The 10,681-nt window shown below is 58.7% G+C and carries 12 protein-coding genes and 1 tRNA gene; 10 read left to right on the forward strand and 3 right to left on the reverse strand.

Annotated features, from left to right (window positions below):
- Nucleotides 1-1,631: tRNA uridine-5-carboxymethylaminomethyl(34) synthesis enzyme MnmG (mnmG, locus tag V3W31_10530; GenBank protein ID MEE9615366.1), on the reverse strand; the 1,631-nt coding region annotated here is incomplete at its 3' end.
- A 131-nt stretch (nt 1,632-1,762) separates the two neighbouring features.
- Between mnmG and V3W31_10535 the strand changes: the two genes are divergently transcribed.
- Nucleotides 1,763-2,332: a TraR/DksA family transcriptional regulator gene (locus V3W31_10535; GenBank protein ID MEE9615367.1), complete on the forward strand. Its 570-nt coding sequence runs from the start codon at nt 1,763-1,765 to the stop codon at nt 2,330-2,332.
- A 103-nt stretch (nt 2,333-2,435) separates the two neighbouring features.
- Nucleotides 2,436-3,506, forward strand: coding sequence for an FAD:protein FMN transferase (locus tag V3W31_10540; GenBank protein MEE9615368.1), 1,071 nt, complete (start codon nt 2,436-2,438; stop codon nt 3,504-3,506).
- Nucleotides 3,507-3,527: 21 nt separating this feature from the next.
- Here the strand turns inward: V3W31_10540 and mltG are convergent, their stop codons facing one another.
- Both mltG and ruvX read right to left on the reverse strand, forming a co-directional pair.
- Nucleotides 3,528-4,544 (reverse strand): endolytic transglycosylase MltG, encoded by a 1,017-nt coding sequence (gene mltG, locus V3W31_10545; protein MEE9615369.1) that lies wholly within the window; start codon nt 4,542-4,544, stop codon nt 3,528-3,530.
- A 17-nt stretch (nt 4,545-4,561) separates the two neighbouring features.
- Nucleotides 4,562-4,984, reverse strand: coding sequence for a Holliday junction resolvase RuvX (ruvX, locus tag V3W31_10550; protein MEE9615370.1), 423 nt, complete (start codon nt 4,982-4,984; stop codon nt 4,562-4,564).
- 147 nt (nt 4,985-5,131) lie between these two features.
- Here ruvX and V3W31_10555 point away from each other — a divergent pair.
- The 8 genes from V3W31_10555 to ubiG form a co-directional block, all read left to right on the forward strand.
- Nucleotides 5,132-5,206: transfer RNA gene (locus tag V3W31_10555), tRNA-Val, on the forward strand.
- 342 nt (nt 5,207-5,548) lie between these two features.
- Nucleotides 5,549-6,010 carry a helix-turn-helix domain-containing protein gene (locus V3W31_10560; GenBank protein MEE9615371.1) on the forward strand — a complete coding sequence of 154 codons (462 nt, stop codon included), beginning with the start codon at nt 5,549-5,551 and terminating at the stop codon, nt 6,008-6,010.
- 349 nt (nt 6,011-6,359) lie between these two features.
- The gene (locus V3W31_10565) at nt 6,360-6,986 is read left to right on the forward strand and encodes a chorismate lyase (GenBank protein MEE9615372.1); all 627 of its coding nucleotides are present in this window, start codon (nt 6,360-6,362) and stop codon (nt 6,984-6,986) included.
- A gap of 3 nt (nt 6,987-6,989) precedes the next feature.
- Nucleotides 6,990-7,871: a 4-hydroxybenzoate octaprenyltransferase gene (gene ubiA / locus V3W31_10570; GenBank protein MEE9615373.1), complete on the forward strand. Its 882-nt coding sequence runs from the start codon at nt 6,990-6,992 to the stop codon at nt 7,869-7,871.
- Between the two features lie 13 nt (nt 7,872-7,884).
- Nucleotides 7,885-9,342: a menaquinone biosynthesis decarboxylase gene (locus V3W31_10575; protein MEE9615374.1), complete on the forward strand. Its 1,458-nt coding sequence runs from the start codon at nt 7,885-7,887 to the stop codon at nt 9,340-9,342.
- Nucleotides 9,343-9,406: 64 nt separating this feature from the next.
- Nucleotides 9,407-9,655, forward strand: a complete 249-nt coding sequence (locus tag V3W31_10580; GenBank protein MEE9615375.1) for a ribbon-helix-helix protein, CopG family — start codon at nt 9,407-9,409, stop codon at nt 9,653-9,655.
- Nucleotides 9,652-10,053, forward strand: a complete 402-nt coding sequence (locus tag V3W31_10585; protein MEE9615376.1) for a putative toxin-antitoxin system toxin component, PIN family — start codon at nt 9,652-9,654, stop codon at nt 10,051-10,053. Before V3W31_10580 ends, V3W31_10585 begins: the two co-directional genes overlap by 4 nt.
- A partial coding sequence (gene ubiG / locus V3W31_10590) for a bifunctional 2-polyprenyl-6-hydroxyphenol methylase/3-demethylubiquinol 3-O-methyltransferase UbiG (GenBank protein MEE9615377.1) occupies nt 10,043-10,681 on the forward strand: 639 nt, incomplete at its 3' end. The genes V3W31_10585 and ubiG, both read left to right, overlap by 11 nt.

Genomic DNA, 10,681 nt, shown 5'->3' on the forward strand with positions numbered 1-10,681 from the left:
CCCTCCGGCGGCGAGGAGAGGGGGGAGGAAGAGACATTTTTAAGGCTCAGAAGAGAGCGGATATCCACCTCGGGACGCCTCAAAAACTCCTTTAAAGTCAACGGGTTACTTATTTTACCCAGACCCAGCCGGGTAAGCTCTTCGTTAACCTCCCCCGTGGGATTAAGCCTGGTCTGCTCAAGCCACCTGAGCCCTTCCTCCATGAGTCTCTTTTTTACCACAAAAGCGCTATAAACCCCCTCGTCTACGAGTCCCACGCTAAAACCCTTTTCCCTGAGCCTCGCCTCGGCGTTATCCTCCCGCAGGAGCAGCCTGTACTCGGCCCTCGAGGTAAAGAGCCGGTAGGGCTCTTTCGTCCCCCGGGTCACAAGGTCGTCTATCATGACACCGATATAGGCCTCGGACCGTTCGAGTATAAGCGGTGGGCGGCCCTTTATCTTGAGTGTCGCGTTTATACCGGCCATAAGCCCCTGGGCCGCGGCCTCCTCGTAGCCCGAGGTGCCGTTTATCTGGCCGGCGAGAAAAAGCCCCTCCACGCACTTCGTCTCGAGGCTCGGCTTAAGCTCGGTCGGGTCCACATAGTCGTACTCGACCGCATAGCCGGGCCTTACTATCTTAACGTCCTCCAGCCCCTCGATGGTCTTTAGGAACTTTAGCTGCACGTCTTCGGGCAGAGATGTGGAGAGGCCGTTCGGGTATATCTCGTCTGTATTTATCCCACGGGTATCATACCCCTCGGGTTCGAGGAATACCTGGTGCCTGGTCCTCTCGGGAAACTTCATCACCTTATCCTCTATGGACGGGCAGTAGCGGGGGCCGACGCCATTTATAACGCCGCTGAAGAGCGGGGAGCGGTCGAGGTTCTCCCGTATAACGGCATGCGTTCTTTCGTTGGTGTAGGTCATGTGGCAGGGCACCTGCGGCCTCGTTATGGGCGGGCTTGAAGAGGAAAAGGGTTTACAGTCCTTATCCCCGTACTGGGGTTCGAGCCTTGAGAACTCTATAGTACTCCTGTCGATCCTCGGGCAGGTGCCGGTCTTAAGCCGACCCATATTAAGGCCGAGCCCCCTCAAGGAATCCGACAGTCCCACGCTCGCCGGGTCTCCGGCACGGCCGCCGGGGCGGCTTTCGAGCCCCTCATGAATGAGCCCCTTCAGGAAGGTACCGGCCGTTACGATAACCGCGCGGGCCGTAATGGATTCACCTGCGGCAAGCTTAACGCCCTCAACCTTCCCATCCCTTACCAGAAGAGTTTCAACGAGCCCCTCTTTTATATCGAGCCCTTCACACCCCTCGAGCGCGGCCTGCATCGCCCGCCGGTAGAGCTTTCTGTCGGCCTGGGCCCTGGTGGCCCTTACGGCCACGCCCTTGCTGGCATTGAGCGTACGGAACTGTATGGCGGCGGCGTCGATCGCCCTTGCCATCTCTCCGCCGAGGGCGTCTATCTCCTTAACCAGGTGCCCCTTGGCTATCCCGCCTATGGCAGGGTTGCAGGACATCTGCCCGATGGTGTCGAGCTTCATGGTGACGACAAGCGTCTTAAGCCCCATCCTTGCCGCCCCGAGCGAGGCCTCGCACCCGGCGTGGCCCGCACCGACCACTATGACGTCATATACGGTTTTATGCTCCATAAGCCTGCCTCCCGCCGGGCCGAAGTCCACATGAAAACGGCAGCGGGGAAGAACCTATTCTATATTATCTCCTCTCCCACGGGAACAAAAATATTGACAAGATTTTAAAATAGTGTATACTCCATAACCTTATGCCGACACCCAAACCCAGGAAGAAGGCCGCCGCGCCCAGGAAGAAAACGGCGGCGGCGCCAAAGAAAACCGCGAAGAAGAAAAACCCCGCTGCGGCCAGGAAAGCGAAGGCGCCCGTCGCGAAAAAAGCCGTAAAGAAAAAAGGGAAAGTCCCCTTTAAAAGGACTATAAAGAAACAGCTCCTTGCCACCAAGGGCAGGATCCTCCAGGAGGTCGCCCACAAGGTGGAAGACGAGAGCCGGGGCATGAAGACCGATATAGGCGATATCTACGACATCGCAAGCTCCGAGAGGGAAAGGGAGCTCTCGCTTATGCTCGGCGACCGCGGCAGGGCGCAGCTATCGGAAATAGAGGACGCGCTTGAGCGCCTCGACCTCAAGAGCTACGGCACCTGTGGGGAGTGCGGCGAGCCGATAGCCGAGCAACGCCTCATGGCTTTACCCTTTACCCGCGTCTGCGTGGAGTGCAAGAGCAAAGAGGAGCGGGAAAGGCTCATAAGGGGAAGGCCCTCCGAAGAGACCGGCCTCGGCGTTATGGACAGGTCCGAGTCTGAGGAAGACGAGTTCTGAACTCCTCCAGGCCATACCCCTTAAGTTGTAACACCTTGAATTTGCTTCGCTTTCTCCAGAAAGCCGAAAAATCAAAAAAGGTTGGTCGTCCCCGCCCCATGCCATGACTACCTCCGGACGTATAGTCTACCCACTCGTAGCGCTCTCCGTACTCGTTCTCATCTCAATCCCGTTTATCTTCAAGAAAGCCGATGACACCACTACCTACAGCCGCGTCCTTATGGGGACGGTCGTTGAGATTACGCTCGGAGAAGACCGCGAGGACGCGGCCGAGGCGGCGTTCTCCGAGATTGCCAGGCTCGAAGCGCTCCTGAGCGGCTACATACCCACAAGCGACGTATCCAGGATAGCCGCGGCCGCCGGGGTCACTGGCCGCGGGGGCCGCAGGGGCCGCGGGGGTGTAAAGGTAAGTCCGGAGACTTTTATCGTCGTCAAAACAGCCGTAAGGATAGCGGAGCTGTCCGGCGGGGCCTTCGACCCGACGGTAGGGGCCCTCGGTAAACTGTGGAGCTTCTCGGGAGAGGAGAACCCCGTCCCGTCCGAAGAGGAGGTCGCGGCGCTCCTCCCCCTTGTGGACTACGGAAAGATCTTTATGGATGAAGCTTCATCTACGGTGGGGCTCGAGGCCGAGGGTATGGCGCTTACCCTCGGAGGGGTCGCCAAGGGCTTTATCGTCGGCAGGGCCGTGGAGACCCTGAAGGATAAGGGCCTGGAATGGGGGATAGTAAAGGCGGGCGGGGACATGGTGGCCTTCCGGGATGGGGAGAGGGGAAGCGGGAGGGGGGGGAGGAAAAAACCGTTCACCATAGGCATCCGCCATCCGAGAAAGGGGGAGGGGCAAGAGGAAAAACTTCTCGGCACGGTCACGGTCCCGGAGGGGGGCGCCACGGCCACCTCGGGCGACTACGAGCGATTCTTTATTAAAGACGGCGTACGGTATCACCACATTCTCGACCCCGCCACGGGCTATCCGGCAAAAAAATGCCGGAGCGTTACAATCATATCCGAAGACCCGATTGTGGCCGACGCGCTCTCCACCGCGGTCTTCGTCATGGGGCCGGAAAAGGGGATGGCGCTCATAGAAAAGCTCGAAGGCGTCGAAGGGGTAATCGTCGGATCGAATAGTGAGCTTTCCGTCTCGTCCGGACTTAAGGAAGATTTTACGCCTTTATAGCAGGACGGAAGCAGCGGCAACTCAGCCGTTAGGCCTGCGGGAACCCTTGCCCCGCTGGTAGTAGTCCACCGCGCGGTTGTGTTCGGCGAGGCTGCTGGAGAAGTGGTGGGTGCCGTCGTTCCGGGAGACGAAGTACAGGTAGCCCTCGCCCGAAGGGTTGAGCGCGGCATGGAGGGCCGACCTTCCGGGGTTCCCTATGGGGCCGGGAGGAAGGCCGTAGTTGGTATAGGTGTTGTAAGGGGCCCTGGTCCTCAAGTGTGCCCTCGTCAGGTTCCCGTCAAAGTCCTTAATCCCGTATATGACCGTAGGGTCGCTCTGGAGCGGGATCCCCTTCTTAAGCCTGTTCCTGAAGACCGCCGATATGCTCGCCATCTCGGTCTGCGTGCCGGCCTCCTTCTCGATAATCGAGGCCAGCGTTACGACCTCCCTCATGGTAAGCCCCTTTGCCCGGGCCGTATCCCTGAGTTCGCCCGCATATACCTCCTTGAACCTCGTCACCATCGCAACGATTATGTCATCGACCGACATACCCTTCGTAAGGCTGTATGTGTCCGGGAAGAGGTAGCCCTCGAGGGTGGGACCGTCGAGCCCGAGAGACGAAGCGAGGGCCCTGTCTCCCGCCCTGCCGACGAACTCCTCGCGGCCGGCAAGCCCGGCCCTTTCGAGTGTGTCCGCCATCTCTTTTGCATTATAGCCCTCAGGGAAGGTAACTGGATATTGGCGGGTACTCCCGGACACGAGCCGGTCCAGCACCTCGACGGGCGCCATGGAGCTGTCGAGTTCGTACTCGCCGGCCTTTATCTTCGTATAGGCGTTCTTCATCCCCGCGGCGAGGGTGACGCCCCTCGTGTCCCTGACCACCCCGGCCGCCTTAAGGCCGTTTGCCACGACCCGGAAGCTCGCCCCCTTCGGTACGGTAACGACCACGGTGCTACCCTCCCTGGATGCCGGGGTGTAGAGGAGGGTGTAGACGTGGGTTACGGCAAGGGCCGCGACCGCAAGGCCGAGCACGACTATGGGTTCTATGCGCTTTCTCATCGTCTTAAGGTCGACGGCTATGAGGGGCTCTCCTTCTTGCCGTCGAGGTATCCCTGGAGAATATAGGCGGCCGCGAGCTTGTCCGTAACGCCCTTCCTCCTGGACCTTGATACGTCCCCGCTAATGAGTACCCTGGTCACGGCCACGGTGGAGAGCCTCTCGTCCCATATATCCACCTCCAAGGAACCCCTCTCCCTGAGCTTTTCCGCGAACTTCAAAGCTCCCTTTGCCTGCGCGCCCGTGCTCCCGTCCATATTGTAGGGCACGCCGACGACTACCCTCCCGACGGACCACTCGGCCGCTATCTCAAGGAGCGCCTCCATCGTCTTCTCGGCGGAACTCCTCTCAAGCTGGGTCAGGGGCTGCGCGGTCAGGCCGGACTCGTCGCTTATCGCCACCCCGATCCTTTTCTTGCCGAGGTCCAACCCCATTATCCTCATTTTATCAAGTATACCCCGGCCGCACTCTCCTGAGCAACCAGAAAATACCTAGATGGCGGAGAACCTCTTGACACCGGTTAGCGCTTCTTATATCATATATAAAACTCGCCTATGCAGTCCACGTAGAATCCTGTCTTCCGTATTAAAGGGCGGTTAACTCAGCGGTAGAGTGCCACCTTCACACGGTGGAAGCCACTGGTTCGAACCCAGTACCGCCCACCATAAACGCCCGGCAGGGGGCGAGACCCGACGAGGGGCGGATAGCGGCCAGGGGGGCTCCACAATTAAGAGCCCGTTTAAATCCCGGCCGGAGTTGACAATACGCTCCCATGGGTTTATACTCTGTTTAGTCTCTAATTAGACCCCTGCCGGACTTGAAGGGCAGTTGCGTGGGAAAGCAATAAGTGTTTTCTTGCCAATAACCGGGGGGGGCAATATCTGAAAAAAGTGCAGGTGGCGCCCGGATTACCCCTCTCCCTATCGGAAAATACCGCTTCCGTACCGCGCCGCCTGATACAGCGCCATCACCAGGGAAATGCTTTACATAAGAAAGGAGCAGGCAAAATGACACTGAGTTACAGGGATATCATCGAGAGGATGAAGCTTTCGGGCAAGCTCAAGAACGACTCGGCGGTGGCCAGGGCTTTGGACGTCACGCCCCAGGCCCTCTCTAACTACAAAAAGAGGGGCAAGATGCCCACCAACCTCATAATCAAGTTCGCCGATATCAACAGCCTGTCGGTGGACTGGCTCCTGACCGGGCGGGGAAAGCCGGGCGAAGGGGCAGAGGGTGGGGCTTTCTCGTTTGCCGGGGAAGATACGGCCCCTTTCGGCAAAGAGGAGCTTTCAAGGGTCATGGACCTGAGCCCGGAAGAGCTTATCTATGTCGGCAAGCTCCTGAAGGTCCTGCGTTGCCCGAGCAACTCCACCGTCGTGGCGCTTAAGTGCAGCGTGGACGCCTTTTTAAAGGCTTCCGAGTTGTCCGCCGGAGAGGAAGGCGACGGGGAGAACAAGGGCTCCGCGTAACCCGGCAAGCCGCTTGCCAGACGTAAAAGTTCCCGCCCGAAAAGTTAACCCGCAAGACGCGGGATAACTGCGGTTTCCCCGCCGGTCCTCCGGCCCCGGCCAACCCTTTCAACCTATCTCCTCTATATCATTGACCCACCCCCCCCGGATATGGTATTTACACCATGATGGTGTTTCAATTCACGACGACCGCCGGGGTACGAGATACTAACGCTGTATTGGGCCGTTTATGACATTAACCGTGCGGCAGCACCATGATGGTGTTTCAATTCACGGCGACCGTCGGGGTACGAGATACTAACGCTGTATTGGGCCGTTTATGACATTAACCGTGCGGCAGCACCATACTATGGAGACCACCCTTTACTGTGACGACTGGCTGAGCGCCGGGGAGTGGGAAGGCTCAGAGGGGGCATCGGCCCTCGGCGCGGACCAGAAAGAACTCATCCTATCCGGAGGCTCGCTAACGCTGCGGCTCGAAGCCCTTTTCGGCTCCAAGGTCGAAGTCGAGATGAAGCGCAGGCGTACCTCTACCTTATCTCCCGAGATGGCCGCTTACCTCGAAGAGGAGGTAAACTCGCCTTCGATGGAAAGGGAGGTGTGGCTTACCGTGGAGGGGAAAAGGCTCGTCTACGCACACACGGTCATACCTCTGGAGTGCATAGAGCGGGGGCTTGTGGACGTGCTCACCTCCGGCGAGGAGCCGCTGGGCAGGGTGCTCGCGGATAAGAACGTACCGTTTATGAAGGAGAGGCTCGGGCTGGGAACGGTCAGGTGCGCGGAGGCCGCAACGGACCTGGGTGTGGACGTACAAACGTCCTTTTTCGCCAGACGCCAACTGCTCTTTAACCGCAACAAGACCGACGTCTGGGTAATAAAGGCGGCGGTAACCGAGCTCTTCAGCCCCGGACTCGTATCGGCCATCCACCTTTCACCCCCCCCTCCCCCCCCTGCGGGGTCGACCCGGGCGAGGTAGGCCTTGACTGCGACGCACACGCTTACGACCAAACTCATCGCCGTATCGGACCTGATACGGCTTACCAGGCAATACGGCACGGCACTCCTGCTCTGCCCCACGCTCTGGGCGCTGCTGCTCGCCACGGGCGGCGCGCCCCCGGCAAAGCTCCTTGTAATCTTCATCCTTGGCTCCTTCCTCATGAGGAGCGCGGGCTGCGCCATTAACGACATAGCCGATAGAGAGTTCGACAGGCAGGTGGAGAGGACAAAGACGCGTCCGCTTGCCGACGGCAGGCTCGATGTGCGGGAGGCTACCGTTGTATTCTTATCCCTCTCGGCCCTGGCCTTCGTGCTGGTACTCTTCCTTAACCCGCTTACCATCCTCCTCTCAATGGCCGGCCTGCTGCTCGCAGCCACCTACCCGCTCATAAAGAGGGTCAGCTCCCTGCCGCAGGCCTTCCTCGGTATGGCGTTCGGATGGGGGGCGGTAATGGCCTGGGCCGCCGCCACCGGAGAGGTGGCCGCGGCCGCACTCCTTATATTCCTCGCGAACGTCTTCTGGTCAACGGCCTACGATACGGTCTACGCACTTATGGACAGGGATGACGACTTGAAGGCGGGCGTTAAGTCCACGGCCATACTCTTCGGAAGACACGTCTATACGGCCGTAACGCTCCTCTACGTCGGCATGGCCCTGACGCTCGTCCTTACGGGATGGACCCTCGGCCTCGGGCCGATCTACTACACGGGGATCGCGGCCGCCCTTACCCTATTCCTGGCCATAACAGTGAAGATCAAAAAGAACCCGACGAGAGAGGCTGCGTTCAGGGGCTTCGTGGCCAACGTGACCGGAGGGGCTATAATACTGCTGGCCATAGCCCTCGACAGCGCCGTCCCTTTCTGAAAGGAGTTTTCCGATGATATGTAAGGATATGAGAGGTTTCCTGGAGGCGCTCGAGAGAAAAGGCCTCCTTAAGAGAGTGAGCGCGGAGGTGGACCCGGTCCTTGAACTCTCGGAGATCATGGACAGGCTCGTCAGGACGGGAGGGCCGGCGGTTATATTCAAAAATGTGAAGGGGCACGATATGCCCGTTGTGGCCAACCTCTTCGGCACGCGAGAGAGGGTGGCCATAGGGCTGGGCGTTACCGAGGATGAACTGTCGGAGATAGGGGAGTTCATAGCGTACCTTCAGAGGCCGGAGCCGCCGGAGGGGCTCTGGGAGGCGATAAAAAAGGTCCCGTTTTTCAGCAAGCTCCTTACCCTCGGCCCGAAGACCGTCATGAGCGGCCCCTGCCAGCAGGTGGTCCTTAAGGGGGATAGCGCGGACCTCTCGCTCCTGCCGATAATAAAGTGCTGGCCCGGAGACGCCGGACCGCTCGTAACCTGGCCGCTCGTCGTAACCCGGTCCCCGGACGGTGGGCCGTTTAACGTCGGGGTCTACAGGATGCAGAAACTCGACGAAAAGAGGCTCATCATGCGGTGGCTCCCGCAGAGAGGGGGGGCGCACCACCTCCGGCTCTGGGAGAAGACGGGAAAGCCCATGCCCGTAGCCGTTGCCATAGGGTGCGAGCCGGCGACGACCGTGGCCGCGGTCACCCCGGTGCCCGAAAACGTCGGCGAGTTCCACTTCGCCGGGATCTTGAGGAAAAAAGCAGTAGACCTGGTCGAGTGCAAGACCATACCGCTAAAGGTACCCGCGAGCGCCGAGATAGTGCTCGAAGGGGAAATAATTCCGGGCGAGGCCGAGCCCGAGGGGCCCTTCGGCGACCACACGGGCTACTACAACCCGGCCGAGCCCTTCCCGGTCTTTCACCTTAAGGCCATAACGCACAGGAAGGAGCCGCTCTACCTGACGACCATAACCGGAAGGCCGCCGAAGGAGGACGCCGTCATCGGGACCGTCCTGAACGAGCTATACCTCCCCTCGCTAAAACTCCAGTTCCCGGAGGTGGTGGATTTTTCCCTCCCCATGGAAGCGGTATCCTACAGGATCGCCGTGATATCGATAAAGAAGGCGTACCCCGGGCAGGCAAGGAGAATAATGATGGGGCTCTGGGGAGTGCTGAAACAGTTCCTCTACGTTAAATACGTAATCGTCGTGGACGAGGACATAGACGTGCATAACTGGGCCGACGTCATATGGGCGCTATCGACGAGGGTCGACCCGGGCCGGGACACCGTAATTATAGAGGACACTCCCATAGACTACCTGGACTTCTCCTCCCCGAAGGAGCGGCTCGGGAGCAAGATGGGTATCGACGCGACCAATAAGGTTCCGCCCGAGACCGAGAGAAAGTGGGGCGAGAAGATCGAGATGGACCCGGAGGTGGTGGAGCTCGTCACGAAGAGGTGGAAGGAGTACGGTCTGGACTGAGGGGGTTGACATTCCCATACAAACGATATACAATATATACAAGATATATTAGGAGGTGACCGCAATGGCGACACAGATGCTTATAAGGATGGACCCCGAACTCAAGGACAGACTCTCCAGGCTTGCCCGTGCCGAGGGCACGACCACCAGCCAGATGGTCCGGGGGCTTATCGAAGACTACGTAAAGGAGAGGGACATAAGCGGATATATCGACGACCTGTGGAGCAGAATCGGCGACAAGCTGAGGGATAAAGGCGTAACGCCGGGGTCTATAGAGGAGGCCGTGAAAGAAGTCAGAAAAAACCGCCCGTGAGGGTCGTTATCGACACGAACGTCTTTGTCTCGTCCTTCCTCGGCGGAAACCCGAGAAGGATAATAGACCTCTGGAAGGACCAAAAGATAATCCTCTGCCTCTCGGCCGACATCCTCGATGAATATGTAGAGGTCTTAAACAGAATAGGTCTCAAGGACGAAGACGAACTCGCGGAGTTACTCTCGCTCTTCTCAAGCGGCTCCAACATACTCTTTACGACAAAAACACCTGATATAAAGGTAATCGAGAGCGACCCTGACGACGACAAGTTCATAGCATGCGCGGTCGCGTTAAAGGCGGACTACATTATAACGGGAGATAAAGCGGTGCTGCATATAGAAAAGTATATGGGAATAAAGATAGTGACGCCGAAGGAATTTCTGAAAAGTGCAGACTGAAGCTCAAAAGTTCGACGCCTTCAAGCGGGACTGGTGGGACCCCAAGGGCAGGCTCTCCGCACTCCACGACATAACGCCGCTCAGGTTCGACTACTTCGAGGAGAAGGCCGAAGGGGCCATGGGCGGGCTCAAAGGGAAGAGGGTGCTCGACGTCGGCTGCGGCGGCGGGCTCCTTTCCGAGAGGTTCGCCGTTAGCGGAGCTGTCGTAACCGGGATAGATCTCTCGCCGCTCTCCATAGAGGCCGCTAAAGAACACGCGGAGAGCACAGGGCTCAAGATCGACTACAGGGTGTCATCGGCGGCCGATCTCTTCGAAAAGGAAAAACCAAAACCATTCGACTGCGTCATATGCGCCGAGGTGCTCGAACACGTGGACGACCTCAAAGGGTTTATAAAGGACTCGCTCTTGATGCTCCGGCCGGGAGGGCTCTTCTTCTTCTCCACGATAAGCAAGACGCTCAAGGCGAGGTTCTTCGCCATATTCGTCGCCGAGGACATACTCGGGATGGTCCACCCCGGCACGCACGACTACGGAAAATTCATAAGGCCTTCCGTGCTCGCGGAGCTTCTAAGAGAGAATTCGGTGGAGTTGGAAGGGGTTAAAGGGATGAGCTTCGACCCGCTGAGG

It is taken from the genome of Thermodesulfobacteriota bacterium, assembly GCA_036482575.1.
In the GTDB taxonomy this organism is placed as follows: Bacteria; Desulfobacterota; GWC2-55-46; order GWC2-55-46; family JAUVFY01; genus JAZGJJ01.

Excerpts from the sequence above, each read along its gene's own strand:
- mltG (MEE9615369.1), bottom strand. The coding sequence starts at position 4,544 with ATGAGAAAGCGCATAGAACCCATAGTCGTGCTCGGCCTTGCGGTCGCG.
- V3W31_10535 (MEE9615367.1), top strand. The coding sequence starts at position 1,763 with ATGCCGACACCCAAACCCAGGAAGAAGGCCGCCGCGCCCAGGAAGAAA.
- V3W31_10580 (MEE9615375.1), top strand. The coding sequence starts at position 9,407 with ATGGCGACACAGATGCTTATAAGGATGGACCCCGAACTCAAGGACAGA.
- V3W31_10565 (MEE9615372.1), top strand. The coding sequence starts at position 6,360 with ATGGAGACCACCCTTTACTGTGACGACTGGCTGAGCGCCGGGGAGTGG.
- ruvX (MEE9615370.1), bottom strand. The coding sequence starts at position 4,984 with ATGAGGATAATGGGGTTGGACCTCGGCAAGAAAAGGATCGGGGTGGCG.
- V3W31_10540 (MEE9615368.1), top strand. The coding sequence starts at position 2,436 with ATGACTACCTCCGGACGTATAGTCTACCCACTCGTAGCGCTCTCCGTA.
- V3W31_10575 (MEE9615374.1), top strand. The coding sequence starts at position 7,885 with ATGATATGTAAGGATATGAGAGGTTTCCTGGAGGCGCTCGAGAGAAAA.
- V3W31_10560 (MEE9615371.1), top strand. The coding sequence starts at position 5,549 with ATGACACTGAGTTACAGGGATATCATCGAGAGGATGAAGCTTTCGGGC.